This window comes from Pantoea sp. GM01, from assembly GCF_000282675.1.
Lineage (GTDB): Bacteria > Pseudomonadota > Gammaproteobacteria > Enterobacterales > Enterobacteriaceae > Pantoea > Pantoea nemavictus.
Window position 1 is genome coordinate 144,453 of record NZ_AKIU01000025.1, and the last position, 25,906, is coordinate 170,358.

Annotated in this window: 25 protein-coding genes; 10 read left to right on the forward strand and 15 right to left on the reverse strand. The window is 55.6% G+C overall.

Features of this window, described 5'->3' with window-relative positions; translation table 11 throughout:
- Positions 1-57 precede the first annotated feature (57 nt).
- A complete protein-coding gene (locus PMI17_RS04875; RefSeq protein ID WP_007886700.1) occupies positions 58-975 on the forward strand; it encodes an AraC family transcriptional regulator in 918 nt (305 codons plus the stop codon).
- Between the two features lie 3 nt (positions 976-978).
- Here PMI17_RS04875 and PMI17_RS04880 read toward each other — a convergent pair whose 3' ends face one another.
- The 3 genes from PMI17_RS04880 to PMI17_RS04890 form a co-directional block, all read right to left on the reverse strand.
- Positions 979-1,989, reverse strand: a complete 1,011-nt coding sequence (locus PMI17_RS04880) for an LLM class flavin-dependent oxidoreductase (protein WP_007886701.1) — start codon at positions 1,987-1,989, stop codon at positions 979-981.
- A 117-nt stretch (positions 1,990-2,106) separates the two neighbouring features.
- Complete coding sequence (locus PMI17_RS04885; protein ID WP_007886703.1) at positions 2,107-2,991, reverse strand: U32 family peptidase; 885 nt, start codon at positions 2,989-2,991, stop codon at positions 2,107-2,109.
- A 9-nt stretch (positions 2,992-3,000) separates the two neighbouring features.
- The gene (locus PMI17_RS04890; RefSeq protein WP_007886705.1) at positions 3,001-3,996 is read right to left on the reverse strand and encodes a peptidase U32 family protein; all 996 of its coding nucleotides are present in this window, start codon (positions 3,994-3,996) and stop codon (positions 3,001-3,003) included.
- A 203-nt stretch (positions 3,997-4,199) separates the two neighbouring features.
- Between PMI17_RS04890 and PMI17_RS04895 the strand changes: the two genes are divergently transcribed.
- Positions 4,200-4,724 (forward strand): SCP2 domain-containing protein, encoded by a 525-nt coding sequence (locus PMI17_RS04895; RefSeq protein ID WP_007886707.1) that lies wholly within the window; start codon positions 4,200-4,202, stop codon positions 4,722-4,724.
- Positions 4,718-5,224 (forward strand): GNAT family N-acetyltransferase, encoded by a 507-nt coding sequence (locus tag PMI17_RS04900; RefSeq protein ID WP_007886708.1) that lies wholly within the window; start codon positions 4,718-4,720, stop codon positions 5,222-5,224. The genes PMI17_RS04895 and PMI17_RS04900 overlap by 7 nt, the downstream gene beginning before the upstream one ends.
- On the opposite strand, the gene PMI17_RS04905 is transcribed toward PMI17_RS04900, so the two are convergent.
- Positions 5,208-5,495 carry a GIY-YIG nuclease family protein gene (locus PMI17_RS04905; RefSeq protein WP_007886710.1) on the reverse strand — a complete coding sequence of 96 codons (288 nt, stop codon included), beginning with the start codon at positions 5,493-5,495 and terminating at the stop codon, positions 5,208-5,210. The genes PMI17_RS04900 and PMI17_RS04905 overlap by 17 nt on opposite strands.
- A gap of 80 nt (positions 5,496-5,575) precedes the next feature.
- Here PMI17_RS04905 and PMI17_RS04910 point away from each other — a divergent pair, with 80 nt between their 5' ends.
- A complete protein-coding gene (locus PMI17_RS04910; RefSeq protein ID WP_007886712.1) occupies positions 5,576-6,004 on the forward strand; it encodes a YhbP family protein in 429 nt (142 codons plus the stop codon).
- 38 nt (positions 6,005-6,042) lie between these two features.
- Here the strand turns inward: PMI17_RS04910 and PMI17_RS04915 are convergent, their stop codons facing one another.
- Positions 6,043-6,564, reverse strand: coding sequence for a type 1 glutamine amidotransferase domain-containing protein (locus PMI17_RS04915; RefSeq protein ID WP_007886714.1), 522 nt, complete (start codon positions 6,562-6,564; stop codon positions 6,043-6,045).
- A gap of 236 nt (positions 6,565-6,800) precedes the next feature.
- Here PMI17_RS04915 and PMI17_RS04920 point away from each other — a divergent pair, with 236 nt between their 5' ends.
- Complete coding sequence (locus PMI17_RS04920) at positions 6,801-7,835, forward strand: permease (RefSeq protein WP_007886716.1); 1,035 nt, start codon at positions 6,801-6,803, stop codon at positions 7,833-7,835.
- On the opposite strand, the gene nrdG is transcribed toward PMI17_RS04920, so the two are convergent.
- Together nrdG and nrdD are read right to left on the reverse strand one after the other, a co-directional pair.
- Positions 7,728-8,294 carry an anaerobic ribonucleoside-triphosphate reductase-activating protein gene (nrdG, locus tag PMI17_RS04925; RefSeq protein ID WP_007886718.1) on the reverse strand — a complete coding sequence of 189 codons (567 nt, stop codon included), beginning with the start codon at positions 8,292-8,294 and terminating at the stop codon, positions 7,728-7,730. The two genes, PMI17_RS04920 and nrdG, sit on opposite strands and share 108 nt — an antisense overlap.
- On the reverse strand, positions 8,291-10,429 hold the full coding sequence (gene nrdD / locus PMI17_RS04930) for an anaerobic ribonucleoside-triphosphate reductase (RefSeq protein WP_007886720.1): 2,139 nt from the start codon (positions 10,427-10,429) through the stop codon (positions 8,291-8,293). The genes nrdG and nrdD overlap by 4 nt, the downstream gene beginning before the upstream one ends.
- Before the next feature lie 268 nt (positions 10,430-10,697).
- Here nrdD and PMI17_RS04935 point away from each other — a divergent pair, with 268 nt between their 5' ends.
- The gene (locus PMI17_RS04935; RefSeq protein ID WP_007886722.1) at positions 10,698-13,082 is read left to right on the forward strand and encodes a beta-N-acetylhexosaminidase; all 2,385 of its coding nucleotides are present in this window, start codon (positions 10,698-10,700) and stop codon (positions 13,080-13,082) included.
- Between the two features lie 113 nt (positions 13,083-13,195).
- Here the strand turns inward: PMI17_RS04935 and ridA are convergent, their stop codons facing one another.
- From ridA to argF, 4 genes are all read right to left on the reverse strand, one after another.
- Entirely contained in the window at positions 13,196-13,582 is a 387-nt protein-coding gene (gene ridA / locus PMI17_RS04940; RefSeq protein WP_007886733.1) for a 2-iminobutanoate/2-iminopropanoate deaminase, read from the reverse strand.
- Between the two features lie 78 nt (positions 13,583-13,660).
- Positions 13,661-14,125 carry an aspartate carbamoyltransferase regulatory subunit gene (pyrI, locus tag PMI17_RS04945; RefSeq protein WP_007886734.1) on the reverse strand — a complete coding sequence of 155 codons (465 nt, stop codon included), beginning with the start codon at positions 14,123-14,125 and terminating at the stop codon, positions 13,661-13,663.
- 11 nt (positions 14,126-14,136) lie between these two features.
- Positions 14,137-15,072 (reverse strand): aspartate carbamoyltransferase, encoded by a 936-nt coding sequence (pyrB, locus tag PMI17_RS04950; protein ID WP_007886735.1) that lies wholly within the window; start codon positions 15,070-15,072, stop codon positions 14,137-14,139.
- A gap of 242 nt (positions 15,073-15,314) precedes the next feature.
- Complete coding sequence (gene argF, locus PMI17_RS04955) at positions 15,315-16,322, reverse strand: ornithine carbamoyltransferase (RefSeq protein WP_007886743.1); 1,008 nt, start codon at positions 16,320-16,322, stop codon at positions 15,315-15,317.
- A 162-nt stretch (positions 16,323-16,484) separates the two neighbouring features.
- Between argF and rraB the strand changes: the two genes are divergently transcribed.
- Together rraB and PMI17_RS04965 are read left to right on the forward strand one after the other, a co-directional pair.
- Positions 16,485-16,907: a ribonuclease E inhibitor RraB gene (rraB, locus tag PMI17_RS04960; RefSeq protein ID WP_007886745.1), complete on the forward strand. Its 423-nt coding sequence runs from the start codon at positions 16,485-16,487 to the stop codon at positions 16,905-16,907.
- A 64-nt stretch (positions 16,908-16,971) separates the two neighbouring features.
- Positions 16,972-17,733 (forward strand): tRNA-(ms[2]io[6]A)-hydroxylase, encoded by a 762-nt coding sequence (locus PMI17_RS04965; protein WP_007886747.1) that lies wholly within the window; start codon positions 16,972-16,974, stop codon positions 17,731-17,733.
- Positions 17,734-17,881: 148 nt separating this feature from the next.
- Here the strand turns inward: PMI17_RS04965 and PMI17_RS04970 are convergent, their stop codons facing one another.
- From PMI17_RS04970 to pepA, 4 genes are all read right to left on the reverse strand, one after another.
- The gene (locus tag PMI17_RS04970; protein WP_007886749.1) at positions 17,882-18,385 is read right to left on the reverse strand and encodes a GNAT family N-acetyltransferase; all 504 of its coding nucleotides are present in this window, start codon (positions 18,383-18,385) and stop codon (positions 17,882-17,884) included.
- 66 nt (positions 18,386-18,451) lie between these two features.
- Positions 18,452-21,307: a valine--tRNA ligase gene (locus tag PMI17_RS04975; RefSeq protein ID WP_007886751.1), complete on the reverse strand. Its 2,856-nt coding sequence runs from the start codon at positions 21,305-21,307 to the stop codon at positions 18,452-18,454.
- Between the two features lie 2 nt (positions 21,308-21,309).
- On the reverse strand, positions 21,310-21,771 hold the full coding sequence (locus tag PMI17_RS04980; RefSeq protein WP_036620276.1) for a DNA polymerase III subunit chi: 462 nt from the start codon (positions 21,769-21,771) through the stop codon (positions 21,310-21,312).
- A 164-nt stretch (positions 21,772-21,935) separates the two neighbouring features.
- The gene (pepA, locus tag PMI17_RS04985) at positions 21,936-23,447 is read right to left on the reverse strand and encodes a leucyl aminopeptidase (protein WP_007886756.1); all 1,512 of its coding nucleotides are present in this window, start codon (positions 23,445-23,447) and stop codon (positions 21,936-21,938) included.
- Between the two features lie 268 nt (positions 23,448-23,715).
- Here pepA and lptF point away from each other — a divergent pair, with 268 nt between their 5' ends.
- Entirely contained in the window at positions 23,716-24,816 is a 1,101-nt protein-coding gene (gene lptF / locus PMI17_RS04990) for an LPS export ABC transporter permease LptF (protein WP_036620304.1), read from the forward strand.
- On the forward strand, positions 24,816-25,892 hold the full coding sequence (gene lptG / locus PMI17_RS04995) for an LPS export ABC transporter permease LptG (RefSeq protein ID WP_007886758.1): 1,077 nt from the start codon (positions 24,816-24,818) through the stop codon (positions 25,890-25,892). The genes lptF and lptG overlap by 1 nt, the downstream gene beginning before the upstream one ends.
- Positions 25,893-25,906: the final 14 nt, after the last annotated feature.

Sequence of the window (25,906 nt, forward strand, 5' to 3'; positions counted from 1 at the left end):
TCCTGCGACAAGCGAGAATATCAGCTTAGTGATTTCTTATCGCGGAGCGCATATCGCATGATTCATCAGCAGCAATGGCAGCAGTTAGTGGCGATTATCGCCCGTCATGCGCCGGAAGATGGTCGCCATAATAGCCCGATCGATTTTCTCTCATTTGGCCGCAGTTCCAAGCCCACCAGCTTGACGCACGTTGCGACCTGGGCCAGTTTCGCGCTGGTAGCGCAAGGACAGAAAGCCCTGCGCATGGGCGATGATGTGATGCATTACGGACCGGGCGATTTGCTGCTGGTGACGCTCGATATGCCGGTGCAATCCTGCGTAGTAATGGCGACGCCAGAAAAACCGAATCTCGGCGTGGGCATCACCATCAACGAAACGCGTCTGATGCGTTACCTTGAGCATTTTCCACATCATCATGTTGGTAGCAGTGCCATCAGCGAACGCGGCATTGCCGTGCATAAAGTTGCGCCACCGTTGGTCGATGCGGTGATGCGTCTGGTTGAATTAGTGGATCAGCCACAGGATATAGCCGCACTGGCGCCATTAATTGAGCAGGAAATTTTCTATCGTTTGCTGACCGGACCAGAAGGACCGCGCATTCTCAACATGGCGCTGACGGAACGACCAGGCAACAAAGTGGCGCGCGCAGCACGTTGGCTACGTGAAAACTTTCATCAGCCACTAAAAATGGATCACCTGGCGAGCAGCGTAGGAATGAGCATTTCGTCGTTGCATCATCACTTCAAAGCGGTGACGGCGATGACGCCGATGCAGTATCAAAAGCAGCTGCGGCTGAATGAAGCGCGGCGCCTGATGTTAATTGAGAAGCTGGATGCCGGAACGGCGGGCTATCGGGTGGGGTATCAAAGTGCATCGCAGTTCAGTCGCGAATACAGCCGTTTTCACGGCCAGTCTCCGGCGCGTGATGTGCGAACAATTGCGGTGGGTCAGGAGTGGTTAAACCCACCGCAATAACCGTTACAGCGAGCGCGCGGCTTCCATTGCCAGTGTGAAGGAGCGCAGACGTGCCTGTGAGTCGTAAATCTGGCCGTTAACCATGATCTCATCCGCCTGAGTTTCACGTACCAGCGCTGCCAGTCCGTTACGTACTTTTTCGCTGTCGCCGACAATCGACATGCTCAGCGCTTGCTGCACGCCATATTGTTCAGACGGTGACCACAGATTATCCATGTTCTCCACCGGCGCGGGTAGCGGACCCGGCTTGCCACGACGCAGATTGATAAACTGCTGCTGCATTGAGGTAAACAGGAAGCGCGCATCACGTTCGCTATCGGCCGCGACGACGTTAACGCACACCATCGCATACGGTTTCGCCAGACGCGCGGAAGGTTTGAATTTCTCACGATAGAGATGCAGTGCCTGGAACAGCAGGTCTGGCGCAAAGTGCGAGGCAAACGCAAACGGCAAACCAAGCTGAGCGGCTAGTTGTGCGCTGTACAGGCTGGATCCCAGTAGCCACACCGGAATCTTCAGGCCTAAACCTGGCACCGGCTGGACGGGCGGATGTTCACCTTCTTCGGCGTCAAACCAGCGAATCAGCTCAGAGACATCTTCCGGGAAACTATCTGCCTGGCCGCTGGAAAGATGACGACGCAACGCCAGCATGGTGCGTTGGTCCGAACCTGGCGCGCGGCCTAATCCCAGATCGATACGGCCAGGATAAAGCGATTCGAGGGTACCAAACTGTTCGGCGATCACCAGCGGCGCATGGTTTGGCAACATGATGCCACCCGAACCAAGACGCAGGGTTTCGGTGTTTGCCGCTAAATAGCCAATCAGTACCGACGTGGCAGCGCTGGCAATGCCGGTCATATTGTGGTGTTCGGCCAGCCAATAGCGGTGGAAACCAAGCGCTTCAGACTGACGCGCCAGCGCCAGCGAGTTATGGAACGCGTCGCGCGCAGATGAACCTTGTGGAATAGGGGCCAGATCCAACACGGACAGGCGAACAGTTTTTTTCTCAGACATTGGCACTCCAAATAAGGATGGCGCAGGTGTTTAATCGGACCTGCGTCTGTGAGTATTACTCATCGTTACCTATATTAAAACTGCTAATAACAGCTGGAATATAGCCGGAATGTGCCTTTATCCGCCGCCTTCCAGTGCCATTCCGGCCAGGCGACGCCAATAACCGTTACTATCACTGCCACGCGCCATCATCAGCGGTGCCTGGCCGGCTTCATTGGCACGAAATCTATCGACTTCTGCCAACGTGCTTTCGCCCTGGGGTGACAGGCGCACAATGTCGACCCAATTATGCATGCCGCTCAGATCGTTGCCGAGGTTGTAGCAATATCCGCTCATGGTTTGAATGCCGTTTAGCACAAACACCTGCTGGCCCTCCTGCGACAACACACGACGCCCGGTTGGGTAGTTAATACAGCAGGTTTGGCAGTCATCTTTGGCACGATTCTCAGCGCGTGCAGTAAAGCAGCGCGCCGACAGCGCCAGCGGCAGATGGCCATAGCCGAGCACCTCCACCTCAAACTTATCGCGGACGCCTGCTGCATCGCACTGTTGCAGCAGTTGAATCAGCCAGTCGCGCGACATCTCCACCGGAATGCACCAGCGCGTCATGCCCTCTTTTAATAATAGTTGCAGCGCCTGCGCGTTATACACATTGAGCGTTGGGCCCGCGACAAACGGCAATCGGCGCTCCGCCGCCATATTTACCGTACCCATATCGTTGGCTTCCAGCAGGAATTCGCCGTTTTCGACATAACGACGCAGCTCTTTCACTTCCGACGGCGACTGCAGCAATGCCAGCGTACTGAGCACCACTTGCTTGCCGTGCTGCGCCAGCAGGCGGGCGATTTCCATCCATTGATTAAATGAGGTGGCGCGACGTTTACTGCACACCGCTTCGCCGAGATAGACGATCTCGGCGCTGCTTGCGGCAGCATGTTGATAAAAGTTTTCCAGCGTTTCAGTTGGCCAGTACCACAGCACCGGCCCAAGGGCGTATTTCATGCGATCTCCTTATTGCCAGTCGCGGTGATAAGCACCAAGTGTGGTTTGGCTGCCTTCAGACAGTTCACCCAGCGCCTGCATCCACGGTTCCTGCACCGTATAGTGCTCCGGCGCGGCCATACAGCGGTCAATTGCCTGACGCCACACTTTTGCCACCTGGGCCACATAGGCCGGACTGCGCTGACGCCCTTCGATTTTCACCGAGGCGATATTGGCGCGCAGCAACTCGGGCAGCAGCGACAGCGTATTCAAACTGGTGGGCTCTTCCAGCACGTGATAAAGCTGGTTATCCACTTCGTATCGACCTTTGCACAGCGTGGGATAGCCAGCGCTTTCGTTGGGTGCGTATCGATCAATCAGCACTTCGTTCAGGCGCGACTCCATCCCTTTTGGCGTTTGCTGCCAGCGGACAAATTTGGCCGGGGAGCAGGCTCCAGCGCTATTCGGCGATTCGCCGGTCAGCCAGGAAGAGAGGTAGCAGCGGCCTTCGGCCATAATGCACAGGCTGCCAAAGGCGAACACTTCGAGCGGTACCGGCGTCTCTCGCGCCAGCTGTTTTACCTGGTGCATCGAAAGCACGCGCGGCAGTACCACGCGGCTAAGTTGAAAATGCCGATGATAAAAATGGATGGCCTGCAAATTAGTGGCAGAGGCCTGCACCGAAAGATGACGCTCAACCTGTGGATAGTGTTTGGCCGCGTACGCCAGCGTGGCGATGTCAGCCAGAATCAGCGCATCGGCACCGTTCTGCGCGGCAACGTCAATCGCCGTCTGCCAGCGATTCATACCGTCAGGATGGGCAAAGGTGTTGATTGCTACATGCAGCTTACGGCGATGCTGGTGCAGATAGCGCGCGGCCTCGGCCAGTTTCTTGTCGGTAAAATTGAGGCCAGCAAAGTGGCGGGCATTGGTATCATCTTTCAGGCCGACATACACCGCGTCAGCACCATGCTCCACCGCCGATTTCAGCGCAGGTAAATTCCCCGCTGGACACAGCAGTTCCATACGTTTTCCTCCCCGGATTCTGAAGCCGAAGAGTGTAGATAACTGACTCGCCAGCAATGTTGATTTAAGGCAGTGAAAGCGCCATTGATGATGCGGAGTGCAGCATTTTCGTCCGACCGGGTAGTGATTTCCTTGATCTCAGTGGAGGCGATGCCGGTCAGATGTGGCAAAATAGATGAAATTTTCTGAAGGGAATGTCGATAATGTTTGCGCGCTTACGTGGCCTGATGGTTGAAAAAGGTCCAAAATTCCTGGCTTTACCGGTTTCAATTACCCCTTTCCCGCTGAAAAAAGTTATTCTGCAACAACTCCTAAACTGGCAATTTCGTCATGCTTTGTCTGAAGGTGAGTTAGACTTTCTGGAAGGGCGTTATCTGGGGATTGAGATTGCCGATGTGAATCTGCGCTGGATCACTACCCTGCAAGCAGGACGCCTGACCGTTTCGCGCGACACCGAGGCTGATGTCTGGTTTCGCGGTGAAGCCAACGATCTGTTGCTGGTGGCAGCACGCAAAGCGGATCCCGATATGTTGTTCTTTCAACGCCGCCTGGTGATTGAGGGTGACACGGAGCTGGGACTTGAGGTGAAAAACCTAATGGATGCCATTGAACTGGATGCCATGCCCACGCCATTACGCACGGGATTGCAGCAGCTCGCTGCTTTTATTGAGGCAGGAATGAAACAGGACGCGAAGGCCGCTGAGGCGCGCGCGGAGATCTCATGTTAATTCGTACTGAAATTGGCGTTGATGCAGCAGGCATCGATAGCCTGTTAAAGCGCAGTTTTGCTACCGCCGCCGAAGCGGAACTGATACAGCAACTGCGCGAAGATGGCTTGCTGACTCTCGGTGTGGTGGCCACGGATGATGAAGGCCAGGTGTTGGGCTACGCGGCGTTTAGTCCGGTAACCCTGCAAGGTGAAGACCGTAACTGGGTCGCTTTGGCACCGCTCGCCGTGGATGAATCGGTGCGCAAGCAAGGGCTTGCTAAAAAGCTGGTGTATGAAGGGCTGGATTCACTCAACGAGTTCAGCTACAGCGCCGTGGTGGTGCTGGGCGATCCTGAGTTCTATAACCCGCTCGGCTTTGAGCCCGCTGCGCGCCATGGCTTGCACTGTCGTTGGCTAGGCAGCGAAGCCGCCTTTCAGGTGTACAAACTGGCAGATGACGCGTTTGTCGGCGCGGAAGGGCTGATTGAATTCGCGTTACCGTTTAATCGTTTCGACTAAACCAGGTCGTTAAGCAGGGCGGCTGCTGAGCAACCAGCCGCAGCTTTTGCGCGCGGCTAAGTTGTTTCACCTGGTATTCCAGACGTGACGCCGCAGCCCGATCGCCCGCGTCGCAGTGAAACACCAGCGTCAGCGGACCTTTGCCGCGCAGTGAGCGTGCGCCGCGTCCCTGCTGATGCTGCTGCAGGCGGCGGTTAACATCCGTGGTGATGCCGGTATAAAGCATACCTGCGGCGGTTTGGAGCAGGTAAAGCTGCCAGCCTTGTTCCATCTTACTCATCTCGAAAAATAGCTGGCAGGCAGTGTAGCGCGCTTAAGTCCGCACTGCTATTCGCCGTACGGAGTTGCACCTTGTCTGACCATCCCCATCTGATTCGTTATTTAAAAAAACAGCACGTGCTTTCGCTATGCACAACCGATGGCAACGACATCTGGTGCGCTAACTGCTTTTATGTGTTTGATGAAGCCAGCATGGCATTTTGGCTGATGACCGAGCCCAACACGCGTCATGGCGAATTAATGCAGAGGAATCCGCGCATCGCGGGTAGCGTCAACGGCCAGCCGAAAAGCGTGCTATTGATCAAAGGCGTGCAGTATCGGGGAGTGATTCAGCGACTCGACGGAGAGCGGGAAACGGTGGTGCGTAAAGCCTATCAAAAGCGTTTTCCGGTAGCGAAAAAAGTGACCGCGCCGCTGTGGGAGATTATTCTCGACGAAGTGAAGATGACGGACAATGCGCTGGGTTTTGGCAAAAAGATTGTCTGGACTAAGCCGTTGTAAGGTCGCCACTGATGGCGACCACAATGCGAAAGACGAGATTAGGCCGCGTTCAAAATCCGCAGTGCTTCGTGATTAAACGCGGGCAGATCTTCTGGCGTGCGGCTGGTGACGAGCTTGTCATCATCGACCACCACTTCTTTATCGTAAAAATCCGCGCCAGCATTGCGCAGATCAATGGCAATCGCTTTTACGCAGGTCATTTTGCGGCCGCGCACGCCGTTAGCGCTGATCAGCAGCTGCGGGCCGTGACAAATGGCGAATATCGGCTTGCCGCTGGCCACAAATTCTTTGGTGAAGCTGACGAAGCGATCGTCACCGCGCAGGGAATCGGGGGAGTGTCCACCAGGTAGCAGCAGCGCATCGAACTCCGCCGCGCTGACATCATCAATGCCCTTGTCGATTTTAACCTCAGCCTTACCCTGTTTCCCTTTAATGACGTTACCCGCCTTAAACTCAATGGTGACAACCTGATGGCCCGCTTTGGTGTAAGCCTCGGCCGGCGAGGTAAACTCTGAGTCTTCAAATTCATCGGTAATCAGTACCGCTATTTTCTTGCTCATCTTTTTCCTCCTTGCTGATTACGAACGGGTGTTCGTTACACATCTAACCATCAAGTCTGGTTGCCATGACGCAAAATGCAAGCCAGGCGGCTGCGCGCAATCGGGTTAAATTTCCGAGATGGATCAAGTTTGCGTCGTTTCGACATAGCTGATTTTATTGACCTGAATAACAATGCGGTCTTTCCGCTGCACCCTCCGGCGCGGCACTCGTTATTCAGTTGAATACGGAATTCGTGATGAATCAACTTACCTCGCCTACATCAGCGATGCGCTTCGCCTGGTGGAAACCGCTGCTGTTCCTTGCCGTGGTGGTCGCCGGCCTGTGGTATGTGAAATGGCAGCCTTACTACGGCAAAGCTTTTACTGCCGCCGAAACCCATTCTATCGGTAAATCGATATTGGCCAACGCGGCTGACTCACCGTGGCGGGCGGCGCTCGATTACGCCATGATCTATTTTCTGGCCGTATGGAAAGCAGCGGTGCTCGGTGTCATCCTGGGTTCGCTGGTGCAGGTACTGATTCCGCGCAACTGGCTGCTACGTTTGATGGGAAGCTCGCGCTTCGGCTCCACGCTGATTGGCACCGGTCTGGGTTTGCCGGGCATGATGTGCAGCTGCTGTGCGGCACCGGTGACTGCCGGCCTGCGTCAATCGCGGGTTTCGAGTGGTGCAGCAATGGCCTTTTGGCTGGCGAATCCGCTGCTCAATCCCGCTACGCTAATTTTTATGGGCTTTGTTCTCGGTTGGAATTTTGCCGCCATTCGGTTGGTGGCCGGTCTGATGATGGTGCTGGGGATCGCCTGGCTGGTGCAACGCAGTGTGCCCGATCAAGCCGTTGTCGCTCCCGTCAATGTTACTCACGATGAACAACCGTTTCTGACACGCTGGCTGCGGGTGATGTGGCGCTTGTTCTGCAACACGATTCCGCTGTATATCGTCGCGGTGTTGTTGCTGGGAGCCGCGCGCGTTTGGCTGTTCCCGCATGCCGATGGTGCGGTAGGCAATACGCTGTTTTGGGTGATGTTGATGGCAATTGCCGGCTGCTTGTTTGTAATCCCAACCGCAGCGGAAATCCCCATTGTGCAGACCATGATGCTGGCGGGCATGGGCATTGCGCCCGCGCTGGCACTGTTAGTGACGCTGCCCGCCGTCAGTGTGCCATCGTTATTGATGCTGCATCGCGCATTTCCCGCCCGGGCGTTGTGGATCGCACTGTTCGGCGTGGCCTTCAGCGGTATGCTGCTGGGCGTGCTCGCCCTGTGGCTGGCGTAGCGTCCAAATCTTCTGATTGCGGCTGCCGCGCCACAGCAGCCGCGCATCTTTCTCCGCTTCAATAAAGCGCCCGTCAATCAGCACATCAATCTCATTCAGCACCTCGCGCTGCGCATCACTCAGCTCCGCCATTTCGTAACCGGTCCACAGCCAGATATCCTTACCCGGGCATTCTTGCCGCACGCGTTTCACCAGGCGACGAATATGCGGCACGTTGTGCGGATGCAGCGGATCGCCGCCGCTCAGCGATAAGCCCTGACGTGGTATACGCCGATCGTTGAGATCGGCGATCAGCTGCTCTTCCAGCTCCAGCGTAAAGGGCTCGCCGGAATCCAGCCGCCACGTGCTCTGGTTATAGCAGCCGCGGCACTGATGTTCACAGCCCGCAACAAACAGCGTGCAGCGCGTGCCGGGACCGTTAACGATATCGACCGGATAATAGCGGTGAATGCGCATCATCCCAGTGGTCCCGTCTCCAGATGCTTAACCCGGCGCTGCACCTCTTCCTGCTTACCGGCGTTAAACGGGCGTGCATCCGGGCTGCCGAGATAGCCGCACACGCGGCGCGTCACCGAAACGCGCGCCGGATCGTGATTACCGCAACATGGGCAGGTAAAGCCTTTGCTGGTGCAACTGAACTCGCCGCTGAAACCGCATTCGTAGCACTCGTCTGTGGGCGTGTTGGTGCCGTAATACGGCACGCGGTGATAGCTGTAATCCCACACATCTTCCAGCGCCTTTAGGTTGTGCTGGATGTTGGGGTATTCGCCGTAACAAATAAAACCGCCGTTAGCGATGGCTGGATAGGGCGCTTCAAAGTCAATCTTGTCGTACGGATTGACCTTCTTCTCGACGTCGAGATGGAAGCTGTTGGTGTAATAGCCTTTGTCGGTAACGCCCGCCACCACGCCAAATTCGGCGGCATCAAGGCGGCAGAAGCGGTCGCACAGATTCTCGCTCGGCGTACTGTACAAGCTGAAGCCGTAGCCGGTCTCTTCTTTCCAGGCATCAACTGCGTTTCGCAGATGCGTCACAATCGCCACGCCTTTTTCCCGCAAATAATCGGCATCGTAAGGATGCACTTCGCTGCCGCTCAGCGCATTGAGCGTCTCATGCAGGCCGATGTAGCCGAGGGAAATCGAGGCGCGGCCATTGCGGAAAATGGATCCTACTTCATCGTCGGCTTTCAGCCGCACACCGCAGGCGCCTTCCATATAGAGAATGGGTGCCACGCGCGCTTTGGTCTTTTCCAGCCGGGCGATGCGCGTCATTAAGGCGCGTTTCGCCAGCGCCAGGCGTTGATCCAGCCGCTGCCAGAACTGCGCTTCGTTGCCTTGCGCTTCCAGCGCAATGCGCGGCAGATTGAGGCTGATCACGCCAATGTTGTTGCGACCTTCGTGAATCTGCTCACCGTTCTCTTCGTAGACGCCAAGGAAGCTGCGACAGCCCATTGGCGTTTTAAATGAGCCGGTCACTTCAACCACTTTTTCGTAGTTAAGGATATCCGGATACATGCGCTTGCTGGCGCACTCCAGCGCCAGCTGTTTGATGTCATAGTTAACATCACCCGGACGCCGATTAACGCCTTCACGAATAGCAAACACCAGTTTCGGAAACACCGCCGTTTTGTGATTTTTACCCAATCCGGCGATGCGATTGCGCAGAATGGATTGCTGAATCAGGCGCGCCGCCCAATCGGTGCCGAGGCCAAAACCAAAGGTGACAAACGGCGTCTGGCCGTTGGCGGTATGCAGCGTATTCACTTCATATTCCAGCGACTGAAATGCGTCGTAGCACTCTTTCTCCGTGCGCACGCGCGCATAGGCTTCCGCATCAGGAATCTGCCACTGCTGCGCCACCGCGCGATGCTTTTCCAGGCTGAGATTCACGAAAGGAGCCAACACTTCATCAATGCGATTGATGGTGGTGCCGCCGTAAATATGGCTGGCGACCTGAGCAATAATCTGCGCGGTGACCGCCGTGGCGGTGGCGATCGATTTGGGCGGTTCTATCTCGGCGTTGCCCATTTTAAAGCCGTTGGTCAGCATGCCCTGCAGGTCGATCAACATGCAGTTAAACATCGGGAAAAATGGGGAATAATCGAGATCGTGATAATGAATTTCGCCACGCTCATGCGCCAGCACCACATCGCGCGGCAACAGTTGCTGCTGGGCATAATGTTTAGCGACGATGCCGGCGAGCAGGTCACGTTGGGTGGGAATGACCTTGCTGTCTTTATTGGCGTTTTCGTTGAGCAGCGCCGCATTGGTTTGTTCCACTAAACCCCGGATGGCGTGATGCAGTTTACCGCGCTGTTCGCGCGCCAAATCGCGATCGTGACGGTATTCGATATAAGTGCGCGCCAGCTGTGGCCAGCGTCCGCTCATCAGCGTCTCTTCTACCGCACACTGAATATCGCGGATATCCACTTCGCGGTGCTCGGCCATTTGCTCACCGACCTGCGCCGCTACCTGTGCGCACCATGCGGCATCATCAATCTGTGCCGCCTGTGCGGCAGCACGTACCGCTGCCTCAATTCGCTGCGCATCAAACGGCACTCTGCAACCGTCACGCTTAATCACCACCGTCGCCATTTTCTCTCCGTGAAACTACATATGGATATTTTTAAGGAGTTTAACCGCTATATGTGGTGCTATGACGGGAATTAATTCGCCACTGTTTGACCTACAGCAAAGAAGCCACGACCAGGATTGAAAGCCGCGCAATGGTTAATCCGGCTAAACTACAAAAGTTTTAAGCCGACTTGATTTCAGCCGGTCGCTACTTGCTTTGCAAAGCGAAACAGGTTTAATGGGCCTTTTGCCCATTTTGGTCCGCCGTTTCATTTACAAGGATGCCCGCATGCTTTTGCAGAGAACGTTGCTTGCCTGTTGTATATCCATGACTTTTTCCGCCTTTGCCGCCCCCGCGGGTGATTTACCACTCATGCCGTGGCCGCAGAAAGTTGAGCAGCCGGGCGGTGGCGGCGCGTACTCGCTAACGCCACAGCTCACCTTGCATATTGCCGGCGACCATCTGGAAGGCGCAGAGTCACGCTGGCGGGCGCGCATTGCGCGTCAAACTGGCTGGCCGCTGTTGCCGGCCAGCGCATCCAGCGACCATCCCAATATTCAGGTGCAGATCGCCCAGGCTGTTGATCCGATTCCGCAGCCGGACAGCGATGAAAGTTATCACCTTGTCGTCAACAGCGATGGCGTTTTGCTGCAAGCGAATACACGCTTTGGTGCGATGCGCGGCATGGAAACCGTGTTGCAGCTGATTGAAAATACGGAGAATGGCACGGAAATCCCTTACGTCACCATTGACGATAAACCGCGTTTTCCGTGGCGCGGGGTGCTGATTGATTCGGCACGTCACTTCCTGCCGATTGAAACCGTAAAACGACAAATCGACGGCATCGCCGCCGCGCGCATGAACGTGTTTCACTGGCACTTAACCGACGATCAGGGTTGGCGCTTTGCCTCCAGCCACTATCCGCAACTGCAGGAGAAAGCCAGCGACGGCTTGTACTATACGCAGCAGCAGATGCGCGATGTGGTGCGCTATGCCACGCAGCGCGGCGTGCGCGTGGTGCCGGAAATCGATCTGCCGGGCCATGCATCGGCGATTGCGGTGGCGATGCCTGAGTTAATGAGCGCGCCGGGGCCTTATCAAATGGAGCGCGGCTGGGGCGTGTTTAAACCGCTGCTCGATCCCAGCAACGAAGCGGTATTTCGCTTTATCGACACCTTAATGGGTGAAGTGACGGCGATCTTCCCGGATCCCTATATCCACATCGGCGGCGATGAAGTCGATCCCACGCAGTGGAATGATTCGACGCGCATTCAGCAATTTATGCGCGATCATGGCCTGAAAGACACGCATGCGCTGCAAGCCTGGTTTAACCAGCGCGTCGAGAAAATTTTTGAAGCGCACCAGCGTCGCATGATCGGTTGGGATGAGGTTTACCATCCGGATCTACCGAAGAGCATTTTGATCCAATCCTGGCAGGGACAGGATGCGCTTGGTACCGTGGCGAAAAATGATTTCCGCGGCATTCTCTCCACCGGTTTCTATCTCGATCAGCCGCAGACCGCCGCTTATCACTACCGTAATGAACCCTGGCCGCAAGGCCTCAACGGCGCGGATCAGGTGCAATCCGGCGAGCACACGCAGAGCTGGCAGTTCACCATGCCACGCCTGAAAGGCAGTGCACTTAAAGGCAGCTTTACGCTGATTGAAGGCAAAAATGGCTGGCGCGGTTTTATTGATTTCAGCGGTAAAGCGCGCCGCATGGTCAGCGATGTGCGCTGGCTTTCGCCGACGCAGCTGACGTTCAGCGTCGATACGTGGATGGGGCCTTTTCAGCCGCTGGTGACGCTGACGCAAGACAAATTGACCGGATATATGCTGGTGGGCAACGTGCGCTATCCCACCGAAGGCAGCAAGCTGGCGCAGGTGCCAAAAGGCATTGCGCCATCGCTGCCCACGCCAGAGCAGATGAAAAATAATCTGATTGGCGGCGAAGCGGCACTGTGGGCGGAGAACGTCAACAGCCGGGTGATCGACATACGTTTGTGGCCGCGCGCTTTTGTGGTGGCCGAGCGTTTATGGTCCGCGCAGGATGTCACCGACAGCGACAACATGTATCAACGCCTGAGCGCGGTGGATCGCTGGGGCACCATTTCGGTGGGCTTGCAGCAGCATCAACAGGCTGAAGTGCAGATGATGCGGCTGGCGAATAGCAGCGACATCACGCCGCTGCGTGTGTTGGCCGAAGCGTTAGAGCCGGCGCAGTATTACACGCGTCAGCACCTGAAATTCCAGGCGGGACATTACGACTATTTTGAGCCACTGAATAGGTTAGCGGATGTGTTGCCTGCCGAGAGCAACGCGGTGCGTTTGCTGGACAAGCAGATTGATCGACTGATTGCCAATCGTGCCGATCACGCGGCGGCACATGCTATCCGCCAGCAACTGCAGCGCTGGCAGAATAACAGCGATGCGGTGATGCCGCTGATTCTGGGCAATTATCAGCTCAAGCCGTTACAGCAGCAGGTACAGCAAGTGGCGCAACTCAGTCGTATGGGGCTGGATTTGGTTAACGCGCTGGAGCGGAATCAGGCTTACGGGGCGGGAGAGGTGGCGCAGATGCATGCACAATTGGATGCCGCAGCGCAGGTGCAGGATGAAACGGTGCTGGCATTGGTGAGGCCGCTGGAGAAGTTGCTGCGATCTTCGAAGTAGATTCCCTCACCCCAACCCTCTCCCGCAAGCGGGCGAGGGAGCAGTCCGAGCACTAAACAGTTCCCTCTCCCGCGTGCGGGAGAGGGCTAGGGTGAGGGCATAAGCCGCACCCATCAACGACGTACCGCGATCGCCTCGATCTCAATCTTCACATCTTTCGGCAGACGCGCCACTTCCACACAGGAGCGTGCAGGGAAGCTGGCGTTATGCTCGGTAAAGAACGCTTCATAAGTCGCGTTTACCGTGGCGAAATCATTCAGATCTTTGACGAACACGGTAGTTTTCACAATGTCGCCCACTTTCAGGCCTGCAGCTTCCACAATCGCCTGCACATTTTCCAGTGACTGACGCGCCTGAGCAGACACATCGTCGGCCACGGCGCCGGTAGCAGGATTAACCGGAATCTGGCCAGAGGTGATGATCATGCTGCCGAGATCCACGCCCTGTACGTAAGGGCCAATCGCTGCGGGTGCGTTTGAAGTACTGATTTCGCGAGACATTGTTTCTCCTTAGAAGTGCGCGGCCGACCGTTGTCCGCCGCGAAATGAATCGTCCCATTATAGGGACGACGCGGGCGATTACCAGTGACCGAGCACCACGTGGCGCGCGAACTCTTTCTCGCAATATTTGCACTTCAGATGCACATCATCTTCGCGCTTTTTCACCGCAAAGCTGGTAAATACCGGCTCGTTACGGCTGATGCAGTTACTGTTCGGGCAGGTCAGCACGCGGTCGATACGATCCGGCAAGGTGGGGGCGATCTTCGCCACCACTTCGTACTCGTCAATACGGTTCACCGTGGCGAGCGGCGCATACACCGCTAGCTGGTTGATCTGATCGTCTGTCAGGAAGGTATTCTCGATTTTGATCAGATCCTTGCGCCCCATTTCACCCGACGGCAAATTGAGGCCGATGGTGATGCGCTGATCGGTTTCGGTCAGGCGAAACAGGGACAGTAACTTAAAGCCAACCTGCGCCGGGATATGGTCAATCACCGTGCCGCGCTTGATGGCTTCAACCTGCAATTTATTATCGTGAGTCATCGGGTTGCTCCTTATAGTGCCAGTTCGCTATTCAGTACCAGTGCCAGCAGTGCCTGGCGGGCGAAGATGCCGTTACCGGCCTGCTGGAAATACCAGGCATGCGGCGTGCTATCCACGTCGGTGGTGATCTCGTCGATGCGTGGCAGCGGATGCAGCACTTTCATGTTGTCGCGTGCACCCGCTAAATCGGCGGCGCGCAGGATGAATTGCGCTTTGACGTTGGCATATTCCGACGGATCGAGGCGCTCTTTCTGCACGCGCGTCATGTAGAGAATGTCGAGTTGTGGCATCACTTCTTCAATGGTGTCATGGCGTGACCAGGCAATATTCTGCTCATCCAGCATATCGGTGATGTACGACGGCATCGCCAGCGCATCGGGCGCGATAAAGAAGAAACGGTTGCCGTCAAATTTCGCCAGCGCCTGCGTCAGTGAATGCACGGTACGGCCATATTTCAGGTCGCCGACCATCGCCACATTCAGGTTATCGAGGCGATGTTGCGTTTCGCGGATGGTGAAGAGATCGAGCAGCGTTTGCGTCGGATGCTGGTTCGCGCCATCACCGGCATTAAGTATTGGAATGCCGCCGGAAAATTCGGTCGCCAGACGCGCCGCGCCTTCCTGCGGATGACGCATCACGATGGCATCCACGTAGGTACCAATCACCGAAATGGTATCGGCGAGGGTTTCGCCTTTCTTGCCAAGCGAAGTGTTGCTGCCATCAGCGAACCCCACCACCGACGCGCCGAGACGATGCATCGCCGTTTCAAACGACAAGCGCGTGCGCGTTGAGGCTTCAAAGAAGCAGCTGGCGATAACGTTATGCTTCAGCAACTCCGGCTGGGGATGGGCTTTCAGCTGGGCGGCGGTATGCAGCACCAGCTCCAGCTCGTCGCGGTTGAGATCGTTAATGGAAATAATGTGCTTGCGATATAGCGGGTTGGCCATAGCGTTCTCCTCTGCGCTGCCGGATTGCGGACAAAAAAAAGCCCCTGCTTAAGGGGCTTTTTTTACGATCGATTGATGACGGAAAGAAACAGGTGCGCCGCCCGCTGTCAGGCGTCGTTGAGCGTCGAATTGTGCGCTGCGCTGTTGCATGTTTCCTCCGGCAAATTGGGCCGCATTATACGCATTCACTGATTTGCAGCAAGCAAATATCGCGCGCGAGGTAAACGTTTGCTTCGCTATATTTATCGCTTACCTAAGGTGGCGACCATCACCGCTTTAATGGTGTGCATGCGGTTTTCTGCCTGATCGAACACGATGCTGTGTGCCGATTCAAACACTTCATTGCTCACTTCCATGCCATCGTGCAAACCATACTGTTCAGCCATCTGGCGGCCGAGCGTGGTTTTATCGTCATGGAAAGCCGGCAGACAGTGCAGGAATTTCACCTGCGGATTACCGGTCAGGGCCAGCATCGCGCTATTCACCTGATAAGGACGCAGCAGGGCGATGCGATCTTCCCACACCGATTTGGCTTCGCCCATCGACACCCATACATCAGTGTAGATGAAGTCGGCACCTTGCACGCCTTCGGCGATATCTTCGGTCAGCGTGATTTTGCCGCCGGTTTGCTGCGCGGCCACGCGGCATTGTTCGACTAATTCAGCTTCTGGCCAGCAGCCTTTCGGTGCCACCAGACGCAGATCCAGCCCCACTAGCGCTGCAGCTTCCAGCATGCTGTTGCCCATGTTGTTGCGCGCATCGCCCACATACACCAGCGTCATTTGATTCAGCGATTTGCCGGGCAGATGTTCCTGCATGGTCAACAGATCGGCCAGCAGCTGCGTAGGGTGAAACTCGGTGGTCAGGCCGTTCCACACCGGCACGCCAGCGAACTCCGCTAAGGTTTCCACCAGTTCCTGGCCGTAGCCGCGATATTGAATACCGTCATACATGCGGCCCAGCACACGAGCGGTGTCTTTCATCGACTCTTTATGGCCGATTTGGCTGCCGCTCGGGCCGAGATAGGTGACGTTAGCGCCCTGATCGTAAGCGGCAACTTCGAAAGAGCATCGGGTACGAGTCGAGTCTTTTTCGAAGATGAGCGCGATGTTTTTGCCTTTCAGGTACTGCGTTTCGCCGGCATTTTTCTTTGCGTGTTTTAATTCACCTGCCAGACTCAGCAGAGAATCGATTTCGGCCGGGGTGAAATCCAGCAATCTCAGGAAATGTCTTTGATACAGCTGACTCATACAGCGCTCCGGTTGCCCACATAAAATGAATTAAAATTCAATCTAACCGTATGAATATGCATTTTCAACCCCGGCGTTAAGAAACTTGTTGTTTTGTGTAGTGGCGCGCGAGGCAGTGTGGGAAAATAATCTTATTCAGCCGAATATTTTGAGGACACACCCATGGCATATGAAGCATTGCTGGAAGAACAGCGCGAAGAGACGCGACTGATCATTGAAGAGCTGCTGGAAGACGGCAGCGATCCCGATGCGCTTTACACTATTGAGCATCATCTCTCCTGCAACAATTTCGACTCGCTGGAGAAGGTGGCGGTTGATGCCTTCAAGCTGGGCTATGAAGTGAGCGAGCCAGAGGAGCTGGAGCTGGAAGACGGCAGCAAAGTGATGTGCGTTGATATCCTGAGCGAAGGCGCGCTGAAGCCGGAGCTGATTGACGCGCAGGTTGAGCAGTTGGTGAATCTGGCGGGCAGCTACAACGTCGATTACGACGGTTGGGGCACCTACTTTGAAGATCCCGATGCCGAAGATGAAGACGACGATGGCGAATTCATCGACGACGAAGAAGACAACGGTGTACGCCACTAAGCCTTCCTTAACGGGCGGCGCTCGCCGCCCCGATTCCTTCTCCCCGTAAGACAAAAGATGGCCCATGAATTACGCTCCGCTATTAGAACCGATCTATCAATTCCTGCATTGCCGCACGCCACACGCGTGGATTGATGAAGCGCGCAAGCCGGAAAATCTGACGCTGCTGCTCACCGATCATATGGTTTGCGAATTGAAGGCCGCGCAAACCGCGGTGTTTATCATCCGTAAATACGTGGCGGATAAGCCGAGTGGCGATGCCATTCTGGCGTGGCTTAAGCCGTATGAAGATTTTATCTACCGCGATGAACCGGACAGCAACTTTATCAACGCCCACAAAAATCTGACCAAAAGTATCATTGTGCGCAATGAGCTGCCGTGGGCCGACGATTTGGTGGAGATGATGGTGCTGCTGATCAAAGAGGAGTTGCATCACTTTTATCAGGTGTGGGAAATCATGCAGTCGCGCGGTTTGCCCTATCGTAAAATCACCGCCAGCCGTTATGCCAAAGGGCTGATCCGTGAAATCGCCACGTATGAGCCAGATGCGCTGGTGGATAAGTTGATTTGCGGAGCGTACATCGAAGCGCGATCCTGCGAACGTTTCGCCAGCCTGGCGCCGTATCTGGATGAGCAGCTTGAGAAGTTCTACATTTCGCTGTTGCGATCGGAAGCGCGTCATTACCAGGATTATCTGAAGCTGGCGCAGCAGATTTCGCCGAAGGACATTGCGCCACGCGTACAGGCGTTTGGTGCGACAGAAGCGCGCTTAATCAGTGAGCCGGATGGCGAATTGCGTTTTCATAGCGGTGTGCCTTCGATTTAGCTATGTGCTCGCAGTCCCCCATCCCGGCCTTCCCCCGCTTGCGGGGGAAGGAGATTCTGCCACATGCAGCTCCCAACCCACATATAGCAGCATCATCCTCCCCCATTTATGGGGGAGGACCGAGGAGGGGGACAGCGAGCACATCAAATCACAACACCTTCAACATCCGCACTTCGCAATCCACGTGTCCGGTACAGCCCATCGCGATGTCAATCAGCTCAAAGCCCAACGACTCATACAATTTAATCGCGCGCGTCAGGCTGCCGGTGGTTTCCAGATAACAGCGGCGAAACCCCTTTTGACGAGCATGTTCCATGGCGCGCAGCGCCAGATCGCGCGCCAGACCTAAGCCACGCACCTGCGGCAGGAAATACATTTTCTGCAGCTCACAAATATCCGGTGCGCTACAAGCCAACGGCGCAACGCCGCCGCCGCCCACCACTACGCCTTCATGTTCAACAATCCAGTAGGCGCTATTGGCTTCACTGTACAGTTCGAACAGGCGATCCAGATTGGGATCGGACACGGTGTAACCTTTGTCCGCCGTCAGCCCAAATTCGGCTGACACATCGCGGATCACCTGCGCGATCAGCGGATTATCGGCGGCTGTAATCGGGCGCACCTTTAAATTGATGGGGGCGTCGGTGGTCATCATTATCTTCCGGTATAAAAAAGCCGGGCAGTGCCCGGCTTCGATTAAGCAGTTGGACTGAAGCGCTTACAATGCCGCAATCACGCCCTGCTGTTCAAACAGTTTTGCTTTAGATTGCTCAAGCTCGGCTACGCGCTCACGCTCTTTGGCAACAACCGCTTCCGGCGCACGTGACACAAAGCCTTCGTTGGCCAGCTTGGTCTGGATCTTCTCGATTTCCACATCGAGTTTTACCAGCTCTTTCGCCAGACGCTCCAGCTCGGCTTCTTTGTTCACCAGATCCGCCATTGGGATCAGCAACTCAGCGCCTTCAACAATCTTCGTCACCGAAACCGGGCCTTTCTCGCCCGCTGGCAGAATGGTCAGGCTTGCCAGACGCGCCAGACGCGACAGGAAAGTACGGTTCTCTTCCACGCGACGCTGCGCCGCAGCCGAGCAGTCACGCAGCAGCACATCGAGCGGCTTGCTTGGCGCGATGTTCATCTCAGCGCGAATATTACGTACCGCGACAATCGCCTGTTTCATCCACTCGATATCAGCTTGCGCCTCGGCATCTTCCTTCGCCGCTTCATACTGCGGGAACGGCTGCAGCATAATGGTATCGTGATCGATGTTTTTCAGGCCTTTCACACGCTGCCAGATGGTTTCGGTGATGTAAGGAATAATCGGGTGCGCCAGACGCAGCAGCGCTTCCAGCACGGTGACCAGCGTATTACGCGTGCCGCGCAGTTCCGCTTCGCTACCGCTGGTCATCACCGGCTTCGTCAGCTCCAGATACCAGTCACAGAACTGGTTCCAGGTGAAGTCGTAAAGAATATTGGCAGCAATATCAAAGCGATAGCTATCCAGCGCTTCACGATACGCCTTCACGCTGCGGTTGAATTCGCTCAGAATCCAGCGATCCGCCAGCGACAGCTTCATTTCGCCGCCGTTTTGTCCGCAATCCTGCTCTTCGGTGTTCATCAGCACGAAGCGGCTGGCGTTCCACAGCTTGTTACAGAAGTTGCGGTAGCCTTCAAGGCGCTTCATGTCCCAGTTGATGTCACGACCGGTAGAAGCCAGCGCGGCGAGGGTAAAGCGCAGCGCATCGGTACCTGATGGCACGATGCCGTCCGGGAACTGCTTCTCGGTACGTTTGCGGATCTTTTCAGCCAACTGCGGCTGCATCATGTTGCCGGTACGCTTCTCCAGCAGATCTTCCAGCGAAATACCGTCAATCATATCCAGGGGATCGATGACGTTGCCTTTCGACTTGGACATCTTCTGGCCTTCTTCATCGCGGATCAAACCGGTCATGTAGACGGTTTTAAACGGTACCTGCGGCTTGCCGTTTTCATCTTTGATGAAGTGCATGGTCAGCATGATCATGCGCGCAATCCAGAAGAAGATAATGTCGAAGCCGCTCACCAACACGCTGGTTGGATGGAAGGTACGCAGCGCTTCGGTGTTCTCTGGCCAGCCAAGAGTAGAGAACGTCCACAGACCGGATGAGAACCAGGTATCCAGTACGTCGTCATCCTGGCGCAGCGCAACGTCGGCGGCCAGATGGTTTTCCTGACGCACTTCGTCTTCGGTGCGGCCAACGTAGACGTTGCCGTCGTTGTCGTACCACGCCGGAATGCGGTGTCCCCACCACAGCTGACGCGAAATACACCAATCCTGAATGTCTCGCATCCAAGAGAAGTACATGTTTTCGTACTGTTTTGGCACGAACTGGATGTCGCCATTCTCAACCGCTTCAACCGCAACTTTCGCCAGCGGGGCGGTGCGCACATACCATTGGTCAGTCAGCATTGGTTCAATCACCACGCCACCGCGATCACCGTAAGGAACGGTCAGGTCGTGCGGTTTGATCTCTTCCAGCAGGCCGATTTCGTCAACGGCAGCGACAATCGCTTTACGCGCAGCAAAACGCTCCATTTTCTGGAACTGTGCTGGGATATCGTCGGCACACTCGTCGCTCACTTCGCCATTAGTATCGAACACTTCCGCGCGCTCGCGGATATCGCCATCGAAGGTCAGAATATTGATCATTGGCAGCTTGTGACGACGACCGACTTCGTAGTCATTAAAGTCATGCGCTGGCGTGATTTTCACGCAGCCGGTGCCTTTTTCCATATCGGCGTGTTCATCGCCAACGATCGGAATACGACGGTTCACCAGCGGCAGGATCACTTCTTTGCCGATCAAATCTTTATAGCGAGGATCTTCCGGGTTAACCGCGACGCCAGTATCGCCCAACAGGGTTTCCGGACGGGTGGTCGCCACCACCAGATAATCTTTGCCTTCCGCGGTTTTCACACCGTCAGCCAGCGGATAGCAGATATGCCACATCGAGCCTTTGCTCTCGCGGTTTTCCACTTCCAGATCGGAGATGGCAGTACGCAGTTTTGGATCCCAGTTTACCAGGCGTTTGCCACGGTAAATCAGGTTCTCTTTATACAGGCGGACAAACACTTCGCGCACCGCGTTGGACAGACCGTCATCCATAGTGAAGCGCTCGCGCTCCCAGTCAACCGAGTTGCCGAGACGGCGCATCTGGCGGGTAATGGTGCCGCCGGATTCCGCTTTCCACTGCCAGATTTTGTCGATGAACGCATCGCGACCGTAATCCTGGCGTGTTTTGCCCTCTTCAGCGGCGATCTTACGCTCAACGACCATCTGCGTGGCGATACCGGCGTGATCGGTACCGGCCTGCCACAGGGTGTTTTTGCCCTGCATGCGCTGGTAACGCACCATGGTATCCATGATGGTTTGCTGGAAAGCGTGACCCATATGCAAGCTGCCGGTGACGTTCGGCGGCGGGATCATGATGCAAAAGCTTTCCTGGCTGGTGTCGCCATTCGGTTTAAAGTAGCCCTGCTGTTCCCAGTGCTCGTAGAGCGGCTGCTCGATATCTTGCGGGTTATATGTCTTTTCCATTTCTACACTGTCGTTTGCGGCGAGGGTGGCGTCGCCGTATTCAATTGGAAACCAACGCTGCGATAGGCTTTATAGCGATCGCGCGCCAGTTGTTTTAGGGATTCTTCATAAGGTACGAAGTCTATCACTTCATGGAAAGCAGTAGCAAAATCTGCGAACTGTGGCAGCAGGCTGATCAACAGATCGCGCGGCGAACTGCCACGGCGCTGCGGCCAGGCCAGTTCAACCGGTGCGCCATAGCGCGGGCCTTCGCCGGCCAGATTGTGCGGCACAAATGCGTTAGCCGGCAACTGCCAGAGTGCTTCATCCAGCCGATTGGCTTGCTCTTCATTTTCGCAGGCAATCAGAATGCGTTTGCCGTCACGCCAGCGTGTTTCGGCAAGAGAGCATACCAGGGCTTCGATGGCGGTTAAGCCGTCGCCTGCGCTCTCAGACTCCATCACATAGAAAGTGGCGTTTTTCATGGGATCCTTTGAATGAGAGGGGGGCTCGCTGTCCCCCATCCCGGCCTTCCCCCATAACTGGGGGAAGGAGATGCTGCTACATGCAACTTCACAACTCACATAGGGCAGCATCTTCCTCCCCCACTTGTGGGGGAGGACCGAGGAGGGGAACAGCCATCACCAAATCAATCGTCGCCGTTCAGTCCAGCACGGTTCAGCAGGAACTGCGACAGCAGCGGCACCGGACGACCGGTTGCGCCTTTGGCTTTACCTGAACGCCATGCGGTACCGGCGATATCCAGGTGCGCCCAGTTGAACTTACGTGCAAAGCGCGCCAGGAAGCAGGCTGCGGTAATCGCGCCGCCAGGACGGCCGCCAATGTTTGCCATATCGGCAAAATTGGATTCCAGCTGTTCCTGATACTCATCCGCCATCGGCAGACGCCAGGCGCGATCGCCTGATTGCTCAGACGCGCTGATCAGCTCGTGCGCCAGCGGATTGTGGTTCGACATCAAACCGCTGACATGATGGCCCAGCGCAATCACGCAGGCACCGGTCAGCGTTGCGACGTCAATCACCACTTCTGGCTCGAAACGCTCGACATAGGTCAGCGCATCGCACAGCACCAGTCGGCCTTCAGCATCGGTATTCAGCACTTCTACGGTTTGGCCGGACATAGTGGTTAACACGTCACCCGGACGCATTGCTTTGCCGTCTGCCATGTTTTCACAGCCTACCAGCACGCCGACGACATTCAGCGGCAGATTCAATTCTGCCACCATGCGCATCACGCCGTACACCGAGGCCGCGCCGCACATGTCGTACTTCATCTCATCCATCGCTTCGGCTGGTTTAATCGAAATACCGCCGGAATCGAAGGTTAAGCCTTTCCCCACCAGCACGATGGGGCGCGCTTCGGGATCGTTATTGCCTTTGTACTCAATCACCGACATCAGCGATTCATTATGTGAACCGGCTCCGACCGCCAGATACGCGTTCATGCCCAGCTCTTTCATCTGCTGCTCGCCGATGACGCGCGTGGTGACATTTTTGCTGTACGCATCCGCCAGCTGACGCGCCTGTGACGCCAGGTAGGCGGCGTTACAGATATTTGGCGGCATATTGCTGAGATCTTTGGCCGCTTTCACGCCTGCAGCCACGGCCAAACCGTGCTGAATGGCGCGCTCGCCGCTGGTCAGTTCACGACGGGTTGGCACGTTGAACACCAGTTTGCGCAGTGGACGGCGCGGTTCAACTTTGTTGCTTTTCAGCTGATCAAAGTTGTAGAGCGCTTCTTTCGAGGTTTCGACCGCCTGGCGCACTTTCCAGTAGGTATTGCGGCCTTTTACGTGCAGTTCTGTCAGGAAGCACACCGCTTCCATCGAACCGGTGTCATTCAGCGTATTGATCGTCTTCTGAATCACCTGCTTGTACTGACGCTCATCCAGCTCGCGCTCTTTACCGCAGCCGATCAGCAGGATGCGTTCGGAGAGGATATTTGGCACATGGTGCAGCAGCAGCGTTTGGCCCACTTTTCCTTCCAGTTCACCGCGGCGCAGCAGGGCGCTGATGTAGCCATCGCTGATCTTATCTAACTGCTCAGCAATGGGTGACAAACGGCGCGGTTCGAAAACGCCAACAACAATGCAGGCGCTACGCTGTTTTTCCGGGCTACCGCTTTTTACACTGAACTCCATGCACTCTCCTGAATCTTAAAGACAACGGCCTTAGCTGTCGTTAGAATGTAGCGCGTTCGTAACCCATTAATTTGTTGCGACGCCATGACAATTCAGCGCCGGTAGTCATAATGAGTTGTGGTGACAATATGTTGTTTTTTCACCACGCTAACGCGTTCGTCATACTATTTTAGCTACGATGACGGCCATTGATGAAGAAAAATGGCTGATAAGCGTTGAAACTAGCGATTTTCCTGCAAAAAGACAAGTTATCACAGGCGTACTAAGCGTGATCATCATTAGATATCTGGTTCGGGAAACGCTCAAAAGCCAGCTGGCTATCCTCTTCATCCTGCTACTGATCTTCTTTTGTCAGAAGTTAGTGCGGATTTTGGGAGCTGCGGTGGATGGCGAGATCCCAACAAACTTAGTTCTGACATTGTTAGGACTTGGCGTGCCTGAAATGGCACAACTTATCCTGCCCCTAAGCCTATTTCTGGCGATTTTAATGACCCTTGGGCGGCTGTACACCGAAAGTGAAATCACGGTGATGCATGCCTGCGGCCTGGGTAAAAGCGTGCTTATTAAAGCCGCGATGATCCTGATGCTGTTCACCTCGCTGGTGGCGGCGGTCAATGTCATCTGGTTAGGGCCGTGGTCGTCGCGTTATCAGCAAGAAGTGACGCAAAACGCCAAAGCGAATCCGGGTGCGGCAGCGCTGGCGGCTGGACAGTTCCAGACGTCCAGTGACGGCAACGCGGTGCTGTTTGTCGAAAACGTGAAAGGCAATACCTTCGGCAACGTGTTCCTGGCGCAGCTGCGTCCGAAAGGCAACGCGCGTCCCTCGGTGGTGCTGGCAGACAGCGGTCACATGGAGCAGCGTAAAGATGGCTCGCAGGTGGTCACGCTGGATAAAGGCACGCGCTTTGAAGGTACCGCCTTGCTCCGCGATTTCCGCATTACTGACTTTGTGAACTATCAAGCGCTGGTGGGCTACAAAGAAGCCACGCTGGATCCGAACGATGCCGATCAGGCGGATATTAGCGCGTTGCTGCAAAACAAGACGCCTCAGTTCCAGGCGGAATTCCACTGGCGTTTGACGCTGATCTTTGCGGTGCTGGTGATGGCGTTAATGGTGGTGCCGCTTAGCGTGGTAAACCCGCGTCAGGGGCGCGTGCTCTCAATGTTGCCCGCCATGCTGCTGTATCTGATCTTCTTCTTGCTACAGAGTTCTCTGCGTTCCAACGCTGCGAAAGGCCGGTTCGACCCTGCCATCTGGATGTGGGTAGTGAACTTCGCCTATCTGGCACTGGCGGTGCTGCTGAACCTATGGGATACCGTGCCGATGCGTCGCATCCGTGCCCGTTTTAGCCGTGGAGGATCGGTCTGATGTTTAAGGTTCTTGACCGCTATATCGGCAAAACTATCTTCAACACCATCATGCTGACGCTGTTCATGCTGGTGTCGTTGTCAGGCATCATTAAGTTCGTGGATCAGCTGCGTAAAACCGGGCAGGGCGCGTATACCGCACTGGACGCCGGTTACTACACGCTGCTCAGCGTACCGAAAGATATCGAAATCTTCTTCCCGATGGCGGCGCTGTTGGGCGCGTTACTCGGTTTGGGCACGCTGGCGCAGCGCAGTGAGCTGGTGGTGATGCAGGCATCGGGCTTTACTCGCATGCAGGTGGCGCTGGCGGTAATGAAAACCGCCATTCCGCTGGTGCTATTAACCATGGCGGTGGGCGAGTTCGTTGCGCCGCAGGGTGAGCAGATGGCGCGTAACTATCGTGCGCAACAGCTGTACGGCGGCTCGCTGGTCTCTACGCAAAACGGTCTGTGGGCGAAGGACGGTAACAACTTCATCTACATCGAGCGCATCAAAGGCGATAACGAGATTGATGGTGTCAGCATCTATAATTTCAGCGACCAGCGCCGTTTGCTGAGCGTACGTTACGCGGCGACTGCGACCTGGAACGCCGATAAGAAGCTGTGGGTGTTGTCGCAGGTGGATGAGTCTAACCTGCAAGATGCCAAACAAATCACCGGTTCACAGAGCCTGAGCGGCGAATGGAAAACCAATCTTACGCCAGATAAGCTCGGCGTGGTGGCGCTGGATCCAGACGCTTTGTCGATCAGTGGCCTGTATAACTACAGCAAATACCTTAAGCAGAGCGGCCAGGTTTCGGGACGTTACCTGCTGAATATGTGGAGCAAAATCTTCCAGCCGCTGTCGGTAGCGGTGATGATGCTGATGGCGCTGTCGTTTATTTTTGGTCCGCTGCGTAGCGTCTCGATGGGCGTGCGCGTGGTAACGGGGATTAGCTTTGGCTTCCTGTTCTACGTGCTGGATCAGATCTTTGGCCCGTTAAGCCTGGTCTACGGTTTACCGCCGATATTAGGCGCGATTCTGCCGAGCGGCGCGTTCTTCGCCATCAGCTTGTTCCTGCTGATGAAACGCCGGTAATTGTCATGGGCCAG